Origin of the sequence: Enterocloster alcoholdehydrogenati (genome assembly GCF_013282095.1) — a bacterium.
GTDB classification, from domain to species: domain Bacteria; phylum Bacillota; class Clostridia; order Lachnospirales; family Lachnospiraceae; genus Enterocloster; species Enterocloster alcoholdehydrogenati.
Map to the genome: position 1 here is coordinate 226,726 of NZ_BLTJ01000001.1, position 19,664 is coordinate 246,389.

The following is a 19,664-nucleotide window of genomic DNA, read 5'->3' on the forward strand; positions in this document are numbered from 1 at the left end:
CAACATTTCTCCTTTCAAATCTATTCTGCGGATATCATATAGTAGTAGATGGGCTGGCCGCCGTACTGCAGCTCGATCTCCTTATCCGGGAACTCCTCCTTCGCCTGCTCCTTCAGGCTTACTGCGTCCTCTTTGGCCACATCACTTCCATAATATATGGTAACCAGCTCGCTGTCCTTATCCAGCATCGCTTCCAGAGCCTTTTGGGCCGCCCTGGAAACGGACCGGTCTACGGCCAGCATACCGCGATCGCCGATTGCCATGATATCGCCCTCATGGATCTCCATACCGTCAATAGTTGTGTTGCGCACGGCGTAGGTGATCTGGGCGGTCCGCACGCGTTCCATCTCAGATGTCATATTTTCAAGGTTTTCCTCCGGCGTCAGATCCGGAATAAAGTTTACAAGCGCCGTAATTCCCTGCGGCACCGTTCTGGAAGGGATCACAACGATCTTCTTATCCTCCGTCAGATCACGGGCCTGGTTGGCTGCCAGAATGATATTTTTATTGTTGGGGAGGATGAAAATGGTATCGGCATTGACCTTTGCAATGGCATTTAACATATCCTCGGTGCTTGGGTTCATGGTCTGTCCGCCTTCGATCAGGAAGTCGGCCCCTATTCCCCTGAAAATCTCGCTTAGGCCATCACCGCAGGATACTGCAATAAAACCATAGGGCCTGCGCTCCTTTATTTCTCCGCCTTCTGTCTCTGCCGCTGTTTCCTGTGCCTGTTCTCTGGCCAGCCGCTCAGAATCCTGGATTACGCGTTCCTCATGTTCCTCCCGCATATTGTCAACCTTCATGCGGGAAAGAGATCCGTAGGACAGCCCCTTCTCAAAGGCCAGGCCTGGATGGTTGGTGTGCACATGGATCTTAACGATCTCATCATCGGACACCACTACCAGAGAATCGCCGATGGAACCCAGATATTCCTTAAGCCCACGCTCATCCTCCTCTGTATAGGTTTTCTCCAGCTTGATGATAAACTCCGTGCAGTAGCCGAATCGGATGTCCGCCGTATCGATATCGGTCCTTGAGGCGCCTGCCGCCTGGGGCTTTTTCTCCTCAGACACGCCAAGGGCAGATGTTTCCCCCAGTGAAAAGTCCGTACACACTCCGGTAAGACCGTCAAAGGCACCCTTAACCACCTGCATCAGGCCCTGGCCGCCGGAATCCACAACCCCGGCCTGCTTCAATACGGGAAGGATCTCCGGCGTCTGACTTAAAACGTAGTCTCCCTCCTTGATCACGGCCTCTGCAAAAACTACGATATCGTCGGTCTGGCCCGCCATCTCAACAGCCTTGTCCGCCATTCCCCTGGCAACGGTAAGGATCGTTCCCTCCTTGGGCTTCATCACCGCCTTATAGGCAGTTTCCATACCGCGCACCATGGCGTTGGCCAGGGTGGTTACGTCAATGGCCTCCGTCGATTGAATCTCCTTCGTAAAGCCTCTTAACAGCTGAGAGAGGATCACTCCCGAATTTCCCCTTGCTCCTCTCAGGGATCCTGAGGAAATGGCCTTGGCCAGCTGCTCCATACTGGGATCTGAAAGCACTGCAACCTCCCTGGCGGCTGCCATAATGGTCAGCGTCATGTTGGTGCCTGTATCTCCGTCCGGTACGGGGAATACATTTAACTCATTGATCCACTCTTTCTTAGCCTCAAGGCCCTTTGCTCCTGCCAGAAAAGCTTTTTTCACCATTCCGGCATCAATTGTACTTATACCCACGGGTTACTTCCTCCTAATCAATCACTCTCACACCTTCTACGAAGATGTTGATCTTCTCTATCTCCATACCGGTGAATTCTTCTACTCTGTATTTCACGCTCTCGATCAGGTTGTCAGACACCGCTGAAATGCTGACCCCGTAGGATACGATCACATGAAAATCAATGGATATGCGGTTTTCCCTGATATCCACAGTGATGCCGTGCGTCAGGCTCTCTCTCTTCAGCAGCTTCACAAGACCATCCTTCATACTTACGGCCGCCATGCCCACAATACCGAAGCACTCTACTGCAATTGTTCCTGCATATAAAGCAATTACGTCCGGGCTGATCTGGATCTCGCCCATCTTATTGCTGATTCGTCCCTTCATATACACGCCTCCTGTTTTAATGTTAAAGACAGTATACACTATTTTCCGAAAAAAAGAAATAAATTTTTGTTTTTTCACTTGCAAAATTTGAAAACATCTGGTATCATTACTTTTGTTGTGGATTTTTTTATTTCTACAAGAAATCCAAGTAACGTTTAAGGAGGTGCAATAGTATGGCTAAGTGTGCAATCTGTGAAAAGGCAGCTCATTTCGGAAACAAAGTGAGCCATTCCCATAGACGCTCCAACAAGATGTGGAAAGCAAACGTAAAATCTGTTAAGGTTAAAGTAAACGGCGGAACCAAGAGAATGTACGTATGTACTTCCTGCTTACGTTCCGGCCTTGTAGAAAGAGCCTAATGAAAAGCAGAGCAAAAGCTCCTGACTGTCACAGTCGGGAGCTTTTTTCTATATCAGCAGCAAAACAGGTTATACCCCAGCACAAGGCAGCCCACCACAAAAAAGAAAGTGAAAATGGTCTCAGGTATAAATAAAAGCACTGCCATCCCAAGGCCGAAGCAGAACAGCATCAGTCCACAGATCCGTTTCATATTCAAACCGCTCCCTTCTCTTTATCTTATGCAGAAGGGTTCCGGTCCATTCCCAGGATGCAGGGCAGAAAAAAGGGCCCCATCTGAGGCCCTCCGGGATACGGATCACTCCACATCCATATGTTCCGTTTTCCCAGTATCATAAACCGCAGCCGCATCTTCTGCAGCCGCCCTTGTTTCCTCAGATACAGGAGGCTTTCCGCCCATAAAGCGGTTGATCAGATCCGGAGCCATATCGATAGCCTTTGTGATGGCATCCTGATTCTTAATATTCACTACCTTGGTCACGCCATTCTGGATCACCAGCACAGCGCTTGGGCTCATCTTGGCGCTCATTCCGCCGCCGCCCCGCTGCTTTTCCTTTGATTTTTCCGAAAATGCGCCGGCGGCCATACCACAGGTCACATCGATCAGAGGTACGATGATGGTATCCCCCGCCTGCACCGGTTCGCCCACCACTGTTTTTGAGGTGACAAACTGATCCATTCCCTTAAATAATGTATCGATCATAGATGTAAAATGATTTTCCGCCATACCGTCTTTCCTCTTCTTCCTCTGGCATACTCCCCGGAGCATACCTTACTTTAAAAATCCAAACAGCATCCGCCGCGTATGTCTGTCCTTAAGAACTCCAAACACCAGCCACAACACATAAGCAGCCCGGATCCGTCCGCAAAAGTCCCCTTCTGCCTCAAAAACACTTTCATCAAAGACAGGGCAAATCTCCACCCGTCCGCTGCATACAGGGTAAATAAGAGCCGCCGCCGACAAAAGCTGGCCGGTACGGTAAGGATCGTCAAAGCCAAAGGTCACGGCTCCATTTCCCCTTCTCGGCAAAATATGGCGCAGAAACCTTCCCGTTTGCTTCCAGAGAAGTTTTAAGGAGGCCTGATTCTTTTCATCTTCCAGCCAGCCTTTCTTCTCTGAGATAAAGGCTCTTATGTTTTTAAGCTTATCACAAAATGACCGAAAAGAAAACTTAAGTTTCTCGAAACTGCGGGTAAGTCTTGAGGCAACTGGAGAAGGGGTGTCCCTGCCGGAATTATTTCCCGGCTTCTTTTCGGGCTGGCTCTGCGGCTTTGGATCCGGCCTGCTTTTTTCCTCCGGACAGGTCTGGGATTCCTCCTTCGGCTCTGTTCCCAAAAGCTCCTCTTTGAGTTCCCGTTCCAGCTCTGTGATTTCCTCTTCACAGACCTGCGAGCATTTTTCCTCCTCATCCGCTCCCATTTCCCAGAGTTTTCTGCCAAACAGGCGGACCCCTGCCCAGAAATCTTTTTTCGTTCCCCCATATCCGGCCTGTAAGGAGACCGCACCAAAGAGCCAGGAAATCTTACCCTCTCCGGCCCTCTCCTCTTTCCAGAAGCCCTGTATCCGGTACCGCACCGGCACAAAAAGAACAAGAAGGGCCGCAGACAGCAAAAGCCCCACAAGGATCAGAATCAGGATTCCCAGAACCTTTGCGATCAAAAGAAGTATGTGTATCAAGCTTTTGCACCTCACTTCCCGGACAATCGGTTCATATAAGCTTTCCAGTCAAATGCCCCTGTCTCACGGTACATATCATCTACCATCCGGCCTGTAACCTCCTGAGCCTCATGATACCCTCTGGCCAGTCCCAGGATCAGCAGTTTTTCCCCTCTGCGCTCCCGTCTGGTCAAAAGGGAAACCGGACAGATATCAAATATATGATTCCCGTTTTCCGGCAGTGTAATCACATAAGTGTCAGGCAGAAGGCTGCCTTCTCTAAGCCCTTTAAGAATCTTCGCCCTGGCTCTGTCTGCATTTTGACCCATATATAAGTGATCCCACAAACGCATACGTTCTCCTATCTATTCCATCAGCATACGGATCAGCCTGACAGAGGCTTCCCGCTCTGTCTCATCGCTGCAGCTGTCCAGACTTCCTCGTATGTATTCTCTTGCCTCATCCAGGGACCGGAAATTCACAGGAAGGCTGGAAAGACATTTTGCCATGGCCGCCCGCATCACCGGTTTCGGCAGCGTCTCCCAGACTTCATTCATATCCCGGAATAATATCTCCAGCTGTTCGCGAAAGTAAGCTTCGTCCGTTTCTGCTTCCTCCTGTCCCGGTTTTTCCAGCGACATAAAGGAACTTCCTGACATCAAAAGCCCCACCTTCCATACGATATCCGCCAGATGGCCCTCCTCTGTCTGCAGCTCATCTAAGGGGATATCATTCCGGATCCACTGTTCAAAATAAGCTTCCTGTCTGCCCTCTAAATCTGGAAGGCGGTCTGTGACCTTTCGAGGGATAGCCTCCCAGGCGCCTGATGCAAAAAGGAGAAGAATCCCTTTTAAGATCTCGTTTACGTTCTGCTCTGCAGACAGCTCCGTTACAGCCTCTCCCTGCGCCAGAAGGATCACATAAAGGGCATTAACCAGCTCCATCAGAGACAGGATCCTGTCTGTTATGCCGCTTACCGTCTGGGCTGCCGTTTCCAGCTCCTCCGCCAGATAGCGGTATTCCTTTGCCGTCATATTTTTAAAGTCTGTCCGGCCAAATTTTTCTGTAAGTTCAAAGAGTGATCTGTAAGTTTTTTCGCTGCGTACCCGCTGGTTTAACAGTCCTTCACAGCGCAGGGCATTTATAGCATCCAGAAAGCTGTCTCTTGCATTCCCTTTGTAAATGCTCAGCCGGTCCTCTGCCAGCACAAAGAACTTCTGCCTTGTAAAGCGTACGGGCAGCTGGCCGATAATGGACTGAAGACGGCCATAGAGTTCCGGCGCCTCTGACGCCTGCGAAAGCCAGGTCATGATCTCTTCCGTTACCGTTTCCGGATCTTCCAGATGTTTTCCCACCAGCTGAGGAAGGAAACGCCCCTCTAACCGGTTCATTACATACTCGTATGCCTGAAAGAGATCTGTGTAGGAGGTAACCGTCTCCATCTCGCTGATCGCATCCCTGCGCAGAGCCTCAAGCTCCTCCTCTGAAACCGGCTCCTCTTTCAGATACTTCTCTAAAATCTCGCAGAAACGGCCGTACAGCCGGCCGATCCTGTCGTATTTAAAACCTCCGGTCTCTGCGGCAACCTCATACGCCATATAAAAATTCAGCGCCAGTTTCATATAAGAATAATGGCAGGACGCAGTCAGTGCCCTGCGTATCCTTCCTGTTTTCATACTGCTCCTCCTTACTCCTTCGGGTCCTGATATTCCAGTACGCACAGGCGGACCAGATCCAGCGCTTTCATCATGGACTGCTCCCGGATCTTGGCACGGTTGCCCTTAAACTGGTACTTTCTTACTTCTGTCTTTCCCTTTACAAAGCAGGCCATATATACAAGGCCTACTGGTTTTTCCGGCGTTCCGCCTTCAGGGCCTGCGATACCGGTAACAGACACGCAGACGTCCGTCCCCGCGGCCGCTGCGCCGCCCGCGGCCATCTCTGCCGCTGTTTCCCGGCTGACTGCTCCATAAGCCGCAAGGGTTTCCTGCCGCACCCCCAAAAGACGCATTTTTGCCTCGTTGGAGTATGTTACCATGCCCTGCATGAAAACGTCCGAGACGCCGGATACATTAACCATGCGGGCCGCCACCATACCGCCGGTACAGGACTCGGCTGCAGCCATGGTAAGATGTTTTTCCTTTAAAAGCCTGGCTACCGCCATTTCCAAGCTGACTTTTTCGTCCGCAGTGTAAACAGCATTCCCAAAACGGGCTTTGATCTCCTTCAAGATGGGGGCTGTAAGTGCCTCTCCCTCTGCTTCATCCGCCGCCCTTGCAGTGACCCGGATATGAACCTCCGCGGTCTTTGCATAAGTGGCAATGGTAGGATTGGTCTGGCCGTCAATCAGGTCCAGCAGCTTATCCTCCACCTGGCTTTCGCCGTATCCGCAGACCCTCACCATACTGGATACAAGAACCGACTTCTGCAGCTTCTGCAGATAGGGGAATACCTGCCCCTCGAACAGGGGATACAGTTCTCCGGGCGGGCCAGGAAGAAGAATAGCTGTTTTTCCATTCTTTTCCAGTATCAGGCCGGGAGCCATGCCGTTTGGGTTATCCAGCACAATGGCGCCTTCGGGAACCATGGCCATCTTCCAGTTATTTTCCGGTATCTCGGTGTATATGTTATTGACAAAAAATTCTTCCAGCTGCTTTCTGGTATGGGGATCCTCCCTCAGCTGCATCCCCATGGCCTCGGCGCAGACCTCTTTTGTGAGGTCATCCTCCGTAGGCCCCAGGCCTCCGGTTAAAATCACGATATCCGACCGGCCAAGGGCCTGCTTTATTGTATCTGTCATCCGGCCATAATTATCGCCCACCGTTACCTGATAAAACTGATCCATGCCCAGGAGGGCGCACTTTTGCGCCAGATACTGGGTATTGCTGTTTAAAATATTTCCCATCAGGATCTCGGTTCCCACACTGATCAGCTCCACTATCATATTACAGGCCTCCTTCTGTCAGTACCCTGATATTTTTTGCCACATAGTCCGCCAGCGATACAACGGTCAGAATCACTGCGATCCATAAAACAATGTCTGTAAGAAGGGACAAAGCCGGTATGTTAAAGATCAGCAGGATCACTGCTGTCATCTGAAACACAGTCTTAAACTTGCCCCAATAGCTGGCCGCGATCACGATTCCATTGTCCGCAGCCACCAGGCGGAAACCGCTGATAATAAATTCACGGCTGATAATAATAATCACTATCCACGCAGGCAGCTGGCCCAGCTGAATCAGGCAGATCAGGGCAGAGCAGACTAACAGCTTATCCGCCAGCGGATCCATAAACTTTCCAAAATTCGTCACAAGCCCGTATTTCCTGGCAATCTTTCCGTCCAGAAGATCCGTCAGGCTGGCCACGATAAAAATCACATTGGCAATGATCCGCATGGTCTGGTCAGCGCCATTTTCATAAAGAAGGGCGGCTACAAAGAACGGAATCATACAAATACGAAGTACCGTAAGCTTATTCGGCAGATTCATGATACACCTCTCCTATCAGGTCATATTCGGCGGCCCCTGTCACCTTTACCTTTACAAAGTCGCCGGACATCAGCATTTCATCAGCATTTACAAAGATCAGACCGTCTACGTTAGGGGCATCCATATAGGTACGCCCCACATAGGCCGGCTCGTCCGCCACCTTGCCCTCGATCATTACCGTCAGGATCCGGCCTACCATCTCCTCACAGTGGTCAAAGGCAATTTCCTGCTGAAGCTCCATAATTGCGTCCCGGCGCTCCTCTTTGATCTCCTGAGGCACCTGATCCGGGTAGGAATATGCCGGCGTATCTTCCTCCGCCGAATAGGCAAACACGCCCAGGCGCTCAAATCCCATTTCGTTTACAAACTCCATCAGTTCCTCGTGGTCTTCCCTGGTCTCCCCCGGAAAGCCGGAGATCAGAGTCGTCCGCAGAGCGATATCCGGGATCTCCCTGCGCAGCTTTGCGATGCGCTCCTTTAACTCCTCCTTATGAGTCCTGCGGCCCATACGGCGAAGGATACGGTCGCTGGCGTGCTGGATCGGGATATCCAGATAGCGGCAGACCTTTTCCTCCGACTTGATAGCCTCGATCAGTTCATCTGTAATCTCCTCAGGGTAGCAGTACTGAATACGGATCCAGTAGATTCCCGGAATCCCTGCCAGCTCGTGAAGAAGCTTCGGAAGGCTTTTTTCTCCATAAATATCTTTTCCGTAAAGCGTGGTTTCCTGGGCCACCAGGATCAGTTCCCGCACGCCGCTGTCAGCCAGCTCTCTGGCCTCATCTAAGAGCTGCTCCATGGGCACACTGCGGTAGGGTCCTCTTAAGGAAGGGATAATGCAGTAGGTGCAGCGCTTATCACAGCCCTCGGCAATCTTTAAAAAGGCATAATAGCCGCCGGTGGTTACCACACGTTTCTTTGCATTGTGAGGCAGTTCGCTTAAGCTGTGGAAAACGGAAATATGGCCGTCTGCACCTTCTTTTGCCTGCTGCTCCTCTTCCTGCTCGCCGAACAGCCGGGTCAGAACCTTTCCGATCTCCTCATAAGAGGTGGTTCCAAGGATAGCGTCTACCTCCGGGATCTCATCTGTGATCTCCTGCTTATACCGCTGGGCCAGACACCCGGCTACAATGAGGGCCTGACATTTTCCTTCTTCCTTATAACGGGCCATCTCCAGGATCGTATTTACGCTCTCTTCTTTGGCGTCTCCGATAAAGCAGCAGGTATTGACCAGAATCGCATCCGCCTCGGTCTCATCATCTGTAAAGGTCACGCCCAGGCTGCCGGCCACACCCAGCATTTTTTCCGTATCCACCAGATTCTTGTCGCAGCCCAAGGATACACAAAACAATTTTATATTCTTCATATACGTATATTTACTCCTGATTAACATTTAAGCCATCTTCCCGTGTCTGCCAGGCGGGGATCGCCCCGGCTTTTCAGGCACAGGAGACGGCTTTTTCATACTTTTATTCGGTCATGGCGGTTTCTGTTTCCACAGCAGCCTCTGTTTCCTCTTCCTCGGTTGTCTCCTCCTCCGGAAGGATCTTTACCTGCTGGTGATACAGTTCATCAATGGCGATGGATAACGGCTTCTTGCCTGCAGTGCCGGGAACCAGAGGCTCCTCGCCTGCAATCAGCTGTCTTGCGCGCTTGGATGCCGCAATCACAATGGAGTAACGGCTCTGTACCACCGGCTGCTCGCCCGGTTCGATATCGCTGTTTACAACGTTGATCAGATCTGTGTATGATGGATGTAACATTCTACATTCCCCTTTCAAATTTTAAATATATAGGATGCCTCGCCCTGCACGCCGAAGATTCCTCCGGCATCAGATGGGGCCGTTTCCTGACATCAGTCTCTGTCATCCAGATGGTATAAGTCTTCCCGCATCTTTCCAAGAAAATCCAGATGATAGGATGTCTTTTCGTGCTGCAGCTGGATCAGCTGGTGCATCTTTTCCACGCACTGGTCAATATCATCATTGATCAGAAGGTAGTCATATGCCTCCATCCCGTCCGCCTCTTCGGCCGCTCTCTTTAACCGCGCATTGATCACTTCAAGGCTCTCTGTTCCCCTGCCCACAAGACGGCGCTTTAACTCCTTTGCACTTGGAGGCGTAATAAAGAGAAGCAGGGCATCAGGATAGCGCTTTTTCACCTTTAAGGCTCCCTGAATCTCAATCTCCAGGATCACATCCTTCCCCTGGGCCATCTTCTCCTCTACGTACTCCCTTGGAGTACCGTAGTAGTGATTCACATACTTGGCGTACTCAACCAGCTTATGCTCATCCCGCAGCTTTTTAAACTCTTCCTCGGAAAGGAAGAAGTATTCTCTTCCGTTTTCTTCGCCCTCTCTGGGTTTTCTTGTGGTAGCGGAGATAGAAAGGGCATAATTGTCATAACGCCTTAAAAGCTCTTTCATCAAAGTTCCCTTACCCGCTCCTGAAAATCCGGATACGACCACCAAAATCCCCTGCTGATTCATGGGATATCTCCTCTCTTTCATCTTATTCGATGTTCTGGATCTGCTCCCGCACCTTTTCAATCTCTGTCTTTAAGGCAATAGCTCTGTCGGAAATCTCCAGGTCATTTGACTTTGATAAAATGGTATTTGCTTCACGGTTCATCTCCTGAGCGATAAAGTCAAGCTTTCTTCCCACGCTCCCGCCGCTTAAAAGCTCCCTCTTTGTATTTTCAATATGGCTTCTTAAACGTACTGTCTCTTCGTCCACACAGATCTTGTCCGCATAGATCACCACCTCAGAGGCAATGCGCCCTTCATCAACTGCAGCGCCGTTTAGGAGTTCCTTGACTTTTTCCTCCAGCTTCATCCGATACTCAGAAAGGATCTGAGGGGAACGCGACTCAATGAACTCTACCAGGCCGGTCATATAATCCAGTTTGCCGAGAAGGTCCTGTTTAAGGTGCTCTCCTTCGGCCTCCCTGGAGGCTACAAACTTCTTTGCCGCTTCCTCCATGGCGTTTGAAAGGATCTCCCAGAGGTGTTCCTCATCATCCGGGGCCTGTTCCATGGTAAGCACCTCCGGGCATCTGGCCAGGGCGGATACCTGAATATCGTTGGAGATGTTAAACTCCTCTTCCATCCGTTTAAAGTGAGCCATGTACTCCGCCGCCAGAGCGCGGTTATATTTCAGACAGAGGTTTCCCTCGGTATAATCCTCATAATTGATAAAAATATCCACCTTCCCCCGCTGAACGTACTTCTTAAGCAGAGTACGGATGGATGCCTCGAAGTAGTTGAACTTCTTGGGCATCTTAATGCTCAGATCCAGATATCTGTGGTTTACTGCCTTCATCTCCACGGAAATCCTGTACTCATCCGTAGCATTCTCGCACCTTCCGAAACCGGTCATGCTTTTTAACATACAAGGAATGCCTCCCTTTCATTGATTACTACATAGTTATACAGTATTATAATTCATCTGTGGGGGCAAGTCAACTTGTTTTCAAATTCCCCGGTTTTCCCTCCCAAAAACAGTTTCCCTTTTCTATTTCCCGAAATTATGCTATCCTTATAGACAAGCGCCCCGTCCCAGGCTTTCTCTTTTATGTGAGAAGCCAGGACAAATATGGGCCTGACAGGAGTGTATCAAATATGTCATTCGACGGTATTACCATTGCCAATCTGGCCTGTGAGTTAAAAAAGACCTTAGAGGGTGGGAAGATCACAAAGATCGCCCAGCCGGAAAAGGATGAGCTGCTCATTGCCATTAAAAATAACCGGGAGGCCTATCGGCTGCAGATTTCCGCAAGCGCCAGTCTGCCCCTTATCTATCTTACCGAAACCAATAAGCCCAGCCCTCTCACTGCGCCCAATTTCTGTATGCTTCTTAGAAAGCATATCGGAAGCGCCCGGATCCTTTCCATCTCCCAGCCGGGACTGGAGCGTATTCTGGAATTTACATTAGAGCATCTGGATGAAATGGGCGATCTCTGCCGAAAAAGGCTCATCGTGGAGATCATGGGAAAGCACAGCAATATCATTTTCTGCAAAGAGGACGGCACAATTATTGACAGCATCAAGCACGTATCCGCAAATATGAGTTCCGTCCGCGAAGTCCTTCCCGGAAGAATGTATTTCATCCCGCAGACAGTGGCCAAGGAGGATCCTCTGAGCGTAACGGAGGAAACCTTCTGCCAGACCGTAAAGAGCGCGCCCATGACAGTCCAGAAGGCCCTGTATAACCATTTTACAGGGATCAGCCCCATTGTGGCGGAGGAAATCTGCCATCTGGCTTCCATCGACTCCGACCATTCTGCCAACGAGCTTTCTGCAGCAGAACTGACCCACCTGGCCCATACCTTCCGCCTGATAATGGAGGATGTAAAAGAGGGACGTTTTTCTCCGGCCATCGTGTATGACCAGGATGGCCCTGCAGAATACGCCGCAATCCCTCTGACCTGCTGTGAAGGAAGGGGATACCGCAGGGAAGAATGGGCCTCTGTCAGCGCCCTTTTGGAAAATTACTATGCATCCAGAGACACGCGCACCCGGATCCGGCAGAAATCTGCTGATCTGAGACGAATCGTCCAGACAGCCCTGGAGCGCAATTATAAAAAATACGACCTGCAGCTAAAGCAGCTGAAGGATACGGAGAAACGGGAAAAATACCGGATTTACGGAGAACTGTTAAACACTTATGGATACGAGCTTTCAGGAGGAGAAAACTCTTTTTCCTGTATAAACTATTATACCGGAAAAGAAATATCCATCCCCCTAGATCCCCAGCTTTCTGCAAAGGACAATGCCAAAAAGCATTTTGACCGGTATAATAAATTAAAGCGCACCTTCGAGGCCTTAAGCCAGCTGACCGACCAGACAAGAGCCGAGATCGATCACCTGGAATCTATCAGTTCCGCCCTGGATATTGCCCTGGCTGAAAACGATCTGGTGCAGATCAAAGAAGAACTGATGGAGTATGGATATGTAAAGAAACGCCGACCAGGCGACAAACGGCCCAAGGTTACAAGTAAGCCCTTCCATTACATTTCCTCTGACGGTTATCACATCTATGTAGGCAAAAATAATTACCAGAACGAGGATCTGACCTTCCGGTTCGCCAGCGGAAACGACTGGTGGTTTCACGCCAAGGGAATCCCCGGTTCCCATGTAATCCTGAAAAACGACGGCAAAGCCGAAATCCCGGATCGGGCCTTTGAGGAGGCGGGCGCGCTGGCCGCCTACTATTCCAAGGGGCGCGACAGCGAAAAGGTGGAAATCGACTATATCCAGAAGAAAAGCATCAAAAAGGTAACCGGCGCAGCGCCTGGATTCGTGATCTATCATACCAACTTTTCTATGGTAGCCGTTCCCTCCTGCGGGCTCAATGAGATAAAATAAGCCCAGCGCCGTATAAGGGCGAGTTCGGAATCGCCGCATCAAAAAACGGAGCCAAAAAGCAGCAGAAAACGTCGGTTTTCTTCCCTGTCCTTTGGCTCCGGCCTTTTTTGCGCAGGAAAAGGCCCAGGCTCCAAAACAGTTTCCATCTGATTATGTTCCCGCAATATTTTTTTTACAGCATAAAACAGCCAGCCGCCAGGATTCTTCCCGGCAGCCGGCTGATTTACTTTACTCAAAAACTAACTAACCCTGTGCGTGAATTAGTTATACTTGCGCTTACGAGCAGCTTCAGACTTCTTCTTACGTCTTACGCTTGGCTTCTCGTAATGCTCTCTCTTACGAATTTCCTGCTGAATGCCAGCCTTTGCACAGTTTCTTTTGAATCTGCGTAAAGCACTGTCTAAGCTCTCGTTATCTTTAACAATTACGTTTGACATCGCTCACACCTAACCTCCCTCCAGTTGTGTAATTGTGCATAATACAACTGTTTGGGTATTTTTAGCACTGTTATGATTATAGCATAAAAATCCCATACGTCAAGAAAAAATTCATATTTTTTTCTTATTTTTATTTCCACGGTGAGAAACTGGATAAAATTGCCTATTTCGTCTGCTCCTCTACCGTTTCAACCGCTTTCTTAAGGGCTTCGTCAACGCCCGCAGGATTCTTTCCTCCGGCCTGAGCCATGTTGGGACGGCCGCCGCCGCCACCGCCTACCAGGCCTGCGATCGCCTTGATCAGGTTGCCTGCGTGAACGCCTTTCTTCTGCGCGCCGTCTGTTGCGGTCGCCATCAGATTTACCTTGCCGTCCAGCACAGAGGCGATCACGACTACGCCCTCGCCCAGCTTATCTTTTAACTGGTCACCCAGATTTCTCAGGCCGTTCATATCTACGTCAGCCACTCTGGAAGCCAGCACTGAAACACCGTTTACTTCCTTTACCTGACTCATAACATCACCCAGAGAGTCATTTGCCAGCCTGCTCTTTAACTTCTCATTTTCAGAGGCCAGTGTCTTGATCTCTTCTAAAAGAGCCTCAATACGGGAAGTTAAGGATGCAGGAGTGGTCTTGGCTGCCTTTGCTGCCTCATGGAGTTCCTCTTCTACTTCTGCATAATGTTTCATTAGGCCCTCAGAGGTAAGAGCCTCAATACGTCTTACACCTGCCGCGATGCCTGCCTCAGAAAGGATCTTAAAGGATGCAATGGCGCTGGTATTTGCCACATGGGTACCGCCGCACAGCTCGGTAGAGAAATCGCCCATCTTTACGACCCGGACCTTCTCGCCGTACTTCTCGCCGAACAGAGCCATGGCTCCTGTCTTTTTTGCCTCGTCTAAGGTCATAATCTGAGTTTCAACCGGAATAGATGCGCTGATCTCTGCATTTACCATATCTTCTACCTTCATGATCTCCTCAGGGGTCATGGCTGAGAAATGAGTAAAGTCAAAACGGAGTCTGCCTGCATCCACATAGGAACCTGCCTGCTCTACATGGCTTCCAAGAACGGTTCTTAAAGCCTTCTGAAGCAGATGGGTGGCACTGTGGTTTTTGCAGGTTAAGGCACGGTTTCTCTCGCATACAGACAGAGTTACGGTTTCTCCATGGCGGAGCATTCCCTTTGTCATCACGCCTACATGGCCGATCTTGCCGCCCTGAAGGTGAATGGTATCCTTTACCTTAAACTGGCCGTTTTCATTGGAAATGATACCCTTATCGCCCTGCTGGCCGCCCATGGTGCCGTAAAAGGTGGTCGCATCCGTGATAATGGTTCCGGTCTGGCCGTCTGTAAGAGCCTCTACAAGCTCTTCCTCTGTGGTCAGCACGGAAATCTTCGATTCAACTGTCAGCTTGTCATAGCCTACAAATTCAGAGGTGATGGACGGGTCAATGGATTGATATACAGTCACATCCGCTCCCATGTAGTTGGTTGCCTTACGGGCCTTGCGGGCCTTGTCTTTCTGCTCCTTCATAGCAGCGTTAAAGCCTTCCTCGTCCACGCCGCAGCCCTTTTCCTCTAAGATTTCTCTTGTCAGGTCTATCGGGAAGCCATACGTATCATAAAGCTTAAATGCATTTTCACCGGATAAGGTCTTTTCGCCGGAAGAAGCCATGGAAGCCTCCATCTCAGCAAGAATCGCAAGACCCTGGTCGATGGTCTTATTGAACTTATCCTCTTCCTCACTCAATACCTTAAAGATCATGGACTGCTTCTCTTCCAGCTCTGGATAACCGTCCTTGGAAAGATCAATCACAGTCTTTGAAAGGTCTGCTAAGAACTTGCCTTCAATCCCCAGCTTGCGGCCATGGCGGGCAGCTCTGCGCAGCAGACGGCGCAGGACATAGCCTCTGCCCTCGTTGGAAGGCATGATGCCGTCAGAGATCATAAAGGTACAGGACTTGATGTGGTCTGTCACAATGCGCAGGGAAACATCTGTCTCATGTTCCTTCTGGTATTCCTTTTTGCAGAGCGCGCAGACACGGTCTAAGAGCGCCTTGTTGGTATCTACGGTAAACAGGGAATCTACGCCCTGAACCACTACGGCCAGACGCTCCAGCCCCATACCCGTATCAATATTTTTCTGTTTCAGTTCGGAATAATGGCCGTGGCCGTCATTCTCAAACTGGCTGAATACGTTGTTCCAGACCTCAATGTAGCGGTCACACTCACAGCCTACGGTGCATCCGGGTTTTCCACATCCAAATCTCTCACCTCTGTCATAGTAGATCTCAGAGCAGGGGCCGCAGGGGCCGGAGCCGTGCTCCCAGAAATTGTCCTCTTTTCCAAAACGGAAAATACGGTCTGCGGGAATACCGATCTCCTTGTTCCAGATCTCGAAAGCCTCGTCATCGTCTACGTAAACGGAGGGATACAGACGCTCAGGATCTAAGCCTACCACCTCTGTCAAAAATTCCCAGGACCAGTGGATTGCCTCTGTCTTAAAATAATCGCCAAAGGAAAAGTTGCCCAGCATCTCAAAGAAAGTGCCGTGTCGGGCGGTTTTTCCGATATTCTCAATATCTCCGGTACGGATGCACTTCTGGCAGGTGGTAACCCTTCTTCTGGGAGGGATCTCCTGACCGGTGAAGTAGGGCTTTAAGGGAGCCATACCGGAGTTGATCAGCAGAAGGCTGTTATCGTTATGGGGCACGAGTGAGAAGCTTTTCATTGCCAAATGGCCCTTGCCTTCAAAAAATTCAAGGAACATACGGCGCAGCTCGTTCACTCCGCGGTACTGTGGTTCTTTCACTTTCTCTTCCTCCATATCCTTTGATGCGCGGTATCTGCACATCTTAATTTGAAATCGTAACCATAAGCGTCATTTTACCATATTGACTTATATTTATCAAGACTGTCTGATTAAACAAAACAGCTTTTTATTTGGTTCCTATTTCGTTATTATCTCCATTGTGACATTTTGCAGAGTGTGCTAAACTTACCATCAGCAGTTCAGGAAACACATGGCGGCGTTTCCTGAGCGTACATATATTTTCCTAAATATAATGGCGTATTCTCTGAATGCGCCGGAAAGGACACTTTTCCATGAACCAATCCCCCACCCCCACAGACCATCTTTTTACCAACCGGCAGCTTACTGCCATGCTGCTGCCCCTGATGGCAGAGCAGCTTCTCATCACCATGATGGGTATGGTCAATACCTTTATGGTGGCCCATGTCGGCTCCTATGCCATTTCCGCCGTATCACTGGTGGATTCCATCAATATTCTGGTGATCCAGGCTTTTTATGCCCTCTCTACCGGAGGCACCATCGTCTGCGCCCAGTATCTGGGTCAGAAAAAACTGGGACACGCTGTCCATTCTGCGGAGCAGACGCTGTTTATCGTAACCTTCATCTCCCTTGTAACAGCTGCCCTCTGCATTCTTTTTGACCGTCAGATCCTGAGGCTCATCTTCGGAACGGTGGAAGCGGACGTATTTAACTCCGCCAGGACATACTTCTTCTTTTCCTCCCTGTCCTACCCTTTTATCGCCCTGTATGATGCCGGCTCTTCTATTTTCAGGGCGCAGAAAAACACCAGCTTCCCCATGGCCATGTCTGTGATCGCAAATATTGCAAACGTCATCGGAAATGTGGTTCTGGTACTCATCCTGGGACAGGGCGTGGCCGGAGCAGCTATTTCCACGCTGGCCGCCAGGGCTTTATGCGCCTTTCTGGTACTTATGCGCCTGGCAAAGCCTAGAGAAAATCAGCCGGTCCATGTGTCCAATTATATCCGTATCCGGCCTCATATGCCTCTGATCCGCCGTATCCTCCATATCGGCATCCCGGCAGGCATAGAAAACAGTATGTTCCAGTTCGGAAAGCTGGCCATCCAGTCCAGTGTATCTACCTTAGGAGTCACTGCCATGGCCGCTCACGCCATGGCCTCCAACTTTGAGAGTTTTAACGGTATTGCAGGAGTGGGCGTAGGCATCGGACTTATGACCGTTACCGGACACTGTCTGGGGGCGGGCCGAAAGGATGAGGCCGTTTACTATGTAAAAAAGTTCTGTGTGGCAGCGGAGATCGCCGTAGCCGGCAGCTGTATTCTCCTGTTCCTGCTGGCCCGTCCTATTGTGACGCTTTCAAGCATGGAAACGGAAAGCATGAATATTTTTCTGGGGCTTTTGACGCTTATCACGATTGTAAAACCATTGATCTGGGTACCTTCCTTCATCCCCGCCTATGCTCTGCGGGCCGCCGGAGATGTCAAATATACCATGATCATTTCCTGTCTTTCCATGTGGCTCTGCCGGGTATCCCTGTGTATCTTTCTCATCCGCGGCCTCGGCGTAGGACCAGTAGCCGTGTGGATCGGTATGTTCTCTGACTGGCTGATCCGCGGAATCCTTTTTACCAAGCGGTATATGAGCAGAAAATGGCTGGAGTTTCAGGTTCTGTAGCTGCGGAGGATGGAATACCTTCTTAATCAAAAGCAGCGATGTCAATCATATATTTTAATACAGTAAAAACAAGGACTGCGAAAAAGATTTTTCTTTCTCACAGTCCTTGTTTTATAATCCTCTCGACCGTATCGAAACAAGGAAGTCTCTTTGAAGGTCACTGTTTTCTCTGCGGTCCTGCGCTGATTTGTCAGCGCAGGTTTAGTCAGACACATACCGGAAGTTACACCGACAGTTTCCGTGGATTGCAGCCCCTTTACCGCCCCGAACTTCCCTGCGTCCCGGACTTGACCTCCTCATATCGGTCTGCCAGCTCATAGGCCCGGTCGCGGATCAGGTTTACAAGGCTGGAACTGTAGGTAATCCCGCCCACGTTTCCGGTTTTTCCGGACTGCTCTGCTGCAGAGGACTCACGGGTCTTAAGCCATTCCTTCTGTTCCTTTGCAAGAGCCTCTGCCTCCTCCTGAGGCAGGATCGCCAGGAGGGCATTATAGACGGTATTCATTTCACTGTCCCACATCTTGACCTCCGTTTCGGCAGAGGTTTTAATAGAGTATACATTGGGATCTTTCTCATCTTCCCGCATCTTCTGAATCTGGGCATCCAGATCATTGAGGCGTTTGCGGTAAATCCCTGCTTCGCTTTCCTCTTTTTCACCGGAAGCATCCTTTCCTTCTGCCCCAGCCGTTTCTGACTCTGAAGCCGGCGCAGCGGACAGCCCTGCGGCTCCTAAGGCCGGCTGGGCAGCCGGATCTGAATCAGCAGCCGGAACCTGCGCTGCAGCCACACCGTACGCCTGCACCTCACTGTCTGAAACCGGCTCACCGGAACTTTCCCCATCTGCCGCTGTCTCAGCAGGAACATCCTCTGAGGCAGCGGCAGATGCCGGCCGGGGCCGTTCTATGGCCCGGAGCTGAGAACCCGTGGCGGGAGTTCCAACAGATCGGTCATTTTCCGCAGAATCTCCCTGTTTTTCCTCTGTATCTTTCAAACGTGTATCAGGAAACCCCTTGAGATTTTCCTCTGCACCGGATTCTGCCGCAGCAAAGGCAGCCATATCGGGGAAGCCTTCTGCGGTCTCCTGCTCTCTTATCACCGTGCGGGTATAAGAAGTCACCGCTATCCCGATCATCAGGATGCAGATGATCACCAGCCATATCCTTTTATCCTTCATATCACATCATCCCTGTCTGATCGAATTTCATTACCAGAACTACCTTAACACAAAAACAGGTAATTGTGAATACGATTTTCAAAGGAGTAATACTTTGTAAGAGATATGTAAGATATTACCATAAAAGGGACCGGCGCTAGGCCAGTCCCTCATCGATCATAAGCTCTGTTCCGTCTGCAGCAGAAGTGGCAAGCTGGTCGCAGCGTTCATTTTCAGGATGGCCTGCATGGCCCTTGACCCAGATAAATGTGACCTGATGCGGCTCTTTTGCCTTTAAAAGTCGTTTCCACAGGTCTATGTTCTTTACAGGCCCGCTTTTTCCCCGGTTCCAGTTCTTTGCCACCCAGCCCTCAATCCAGTGTTTGTTAAAAGCATCCGTAAGATACCTGGAATCAGAATAAAGGGCTACCGCGCAGGGGCGGTTTAGGGTTTCCAGTCCCACGATGGCTGCCATCAGCTCCATCCGGTTGTTAGTGGTCCGCGCATAGCCGCCGGACAGCGTTTTCTCGTGAAGAGCGCCGTTTCTGTCCCTGTAATGCATCACTACGCCGTAGCCTCCGGGACCGTCCGGGTTGCCTCTGGCCGATCCATCTGTATAGATCTGTACTTCTGTCATGTT

General features: G+C 50.3%; 20 protein-coding genes. 3 read left to right on the top strand and 17 right to left on the bottom strand.

What is annotated here, in order from left to right:
- Positions 1 to 20 precede the first annotated feature (20 nt).
- Together HW447_RS01105 and HW447_RS01110 are read right to left on the bottom strand one after the other, a co-directional pair.
- Positions 21 to 1,730 carry a DAK2 domain-containing protein gene (locus tag HW447_RS01105; protein ID WP_176253470.1) on the bottom strand — a complete coding sequence of 570 codons (1,710 nt, stop codon included), beginning with the start codon at positions 1,728 to 1,730 and terminating at the stop codon, positions 21 to 23.
- Between the two features lie 13 nt (positions 1,731 to 1,743).
- Positions 1,744 to 2,100, bottom strand: a complete 357-nt coding sequence (locus tag HW447_RS01110; protein WP_176253471.1) for an Asp23/Gls24 family envelope stress response protein — start codon at positions 2,098 to 2,100, stop codon at positions 1,744 to 1,746.
- A 173-nt stretch (positions 2,101 to 2,273) separates the two neighbouring features.
- On the opposite strand from HW447_RS01110, the gene rpmB reads away from it, so the two are divergent.
- Positions 2,274 to 2,459 carry a 50S ribosomal protein L28 gene (rpmB, locus tag HW447_RS01115; protein WP_176253472.1) on the top strand — a complete coding sequence of 62 codons (186 nt, stop codon included), beginning with the start codon at positions 2,274 to 2,276 and terminating at the stop codon, positions 2,457 to 2,459.
- Positions 2,460 to 2,512: 53 nt separating this feature from the next.
- On the opposite strand, the gene HW447_RS01120 is transcribed toward rpmB, so the two are convergent.
- From HW447_RS01120 to HW447_RS01170, 11 genes are all read right to left on the bottom strand, one after another.
- Positions 2,513 to 2,650: a hypothetical protein gene (locus HW447_RS01120; protein WP_176253473.1), complete on the bottom strand. Its 138-nt coding sequence runs from the start codon at positions 2,648 to 2,650 to the stop codon at positions 2,513 to 2,515.
- 105 nt (positions 2,651 to 2,755) lie between these two features.
- Positions 2,756 to 3,184, bottom strand: coding sequence for a GerW family sporulation protein (locus HW447_RS01125; RefSeq protein WP_176253474.1), 429 nt, complete (start codon positions 3,182 to 3,184; stop codon positions 2,756 to 2,758).
- Positions 3,185 to 3,229: 45 nt separating this feature from the next.
- Positions 3,230 to 4,135, bottom strand: coding sequence for a DUF2953 domain-containing protein (locus tag HW447_RS01130; RefSeq protein ID WP_176253475.1), 906 nt, complete (start codon positions 4,133 to 4,135; stop codon positions 3,230 to 3,232).
- A gap of 11 nt (positions 4,136 to 4,146) precedes the next feature.
- A complete protein-coding gene (locus HW447_RS01135) occupies positions 4,147 to 4,443 on the bottom strand; it encodes a hypothetical protein (protein WP_176253735.1) in 297 nt (98 codons plus the stop codon).
- A gap of 36 nt (positions 4,444 to 4,479) precedes the next feature.
- Complete coding sequence (locus HW447_RS01140; protein ID WP_176253476.1) at positions 4,480 to 5,790, bottom strand: hypothetical protein; 1,311 nt, start codon at positions 5,788 to 5,790, stop codon at positions 4,480 to 4,482.
- An 11-nt stretch (positions 5,791 to 5,801) separates the two neighbouring features.
- Entirely contained in the window at positions 5,802 to 7,058 is a 1,257-nt protein-coding gene (locus HW447_RS01145; protein WP_176253477.1) for a competence/damage-inducible protein A, read from the bottom strand.
- A 1-nt stretch (position 7,059) separates the two neighbouring features.
- Positions 7,060 to 7,602 (bottom strand): CDP-diacylglycerol--glycerol-3-phosphate 3-phosphatidyltransferase, encoded by a 543-nt coding sequence (gene pgsA / locus HW447_RS01150; protein WP_176253478.1) that lies wholly within the window; start codon positions 7,600 to 7,602, stop codon positions 7,060 to 7,062.
- On the bottom strand, positions 7,586 to 8,968 hold the full coding sequence (gene rimO / locus HW447_RS01155) for a 30S ribosomal protein S12 methylthiotransferase RimO (RefSeq protein ID WP_176253479.1): 1,383 nt from the start codon (positions 8,966 to 8,968) through the stop codon (positions 7,586 to 7,588). Before rimO ends, pgsA begins: the two co-directional genes overlap by 17 nt.
- A 103-nt stretch (positions 8,969 to 9,071) precedes the next feature.
- Entirely contained in the window at positions 9,072 to 9,365 is a 294-nt protein-coding gene (gene rpoZ / locus HW447_RS01160) for a DNA-directed RNA polymerase subunit omega (RefSeq protein WP_176253480.1), read from the bottom strand.
- A gap of 92 nt (positions 9,366 to 9,457) precedes the next feature.
- Positions 9,458 to 10,090: a guanylate kinase gene (gmk, locus tag HW447_RS01165; protein ID WP_176253481.1), complete on the bottom strand. Its 633-nt coding sequence runs from the start codon at positions 10,088 to 10,090 to the stop codon at positions 9,458 to 9,460.
- Positions 10,091 to 10,112: 22 nt separating this feature from the next.
- A complete protein-coding gene (locus tag HW447_RS01170; RefSeq protein WP_176253482.1) occupies positions 10,113 to 10,991 on the bottom strand; it encodes a YicC/YloC family endoribonuclease in 879 nt (292 codons plus the stop codon).
- A gap of 230 nt (positions 10,992 to 11,221) precedes the next feature.
- Between HW447_RS01170 and HW447_RS01175 the strand changes: the two genes are divergently transcribed.
- Complete coding sequence (locus tag HW447_RS01175) at positions 11,222 to 12,967, top strand: Rqc2 family fibronectin-binding protein (RefSeq protein ID WP_176253483.1); 1,746 nt, start codon at positions 11,222 to 11,224, stop codon at positions 12,965 to 12,967.
- A 260-nt stretch (positions 12,968 to 13,227) separates the two neighbouring features.
- On the opposite strand, the gene rpsU is transcribed toward HW447_RS01175, so the two are convergent.
- Together rpsU and alaS are read right to left on the bottom strand one after the other, a co-directional pair.
- Positions 13,228 to 13,404, bottom strand: a complete 177-nt coding sequence (rpsU, locus tag HW447_RS01180; RefSeq protein ID WP_003504099.1) for a 30S ribosomal protein S21 — start codon at positions 13,402 to 13,404, stop codon at positions 13,228 to 13,230.
- A gap of 163 nt (positions 13,405 to 13,567) precedes the next feature.
- Positions 13,568 to 16,216 (bottom strand): alanine--tRNA ligase, encoded by a 2,649-nt coding sequence (alaS, locus tag HW447_RS01185; protein WP_176253484.1) that lies wholly within the window; start codon positions 16,214 to 16,216, stop codon positions 13,568 to 13,570.
- Between the two features lie 293 nt (positions 16,217 to 16,509).
- Here alaS and HW447_RS01190 point away from each other — a divergent pair, with 293 nt between their 5' ends.
- Positions 16,510 to 17,871, top strand: a complete 1,362-nt coding sequence (locus HW447_RS01190) for an MATE family efflux transporter (protein WP_176253485.1) — start codon at positions 16,510 to 16,512, stop codon at positions 17,869 to 17,871.
- A gap of 256 nt (positions 17,872 to 18,127) precedes the next feature.
- Here HW447_RS01190 and HW447_RS01195 read toward each other — a convergent pair whose 3' ends face one another.
- Positions 18,128 to 19,045, bottom strand: a complete 918-nt coding sequence (locus HW447_RS01195) for a lysozyme inhibitor LprI family protein (protein WP_176253486.1) — start codon at positions 19,043 to 19,045, stop codon at positions 18,128 to 18,130.
- 136 nt (positions 19,046 to 19,181) lie between these two features.
- Positions 19,182 to 19,661: a ribonuclease HI gene (gene rnhA / locus HW447_RS01200; protein ID WP_176253487.1), complete on the bottom strand. Its 480-nt coding sequence runs from the start codon at positions 19,659 to 19,661 to the stop codon at positions 19,182 to 19,184.
- Positions 19,662 to 19,664 lie beyond the last annotated feature (3 nt).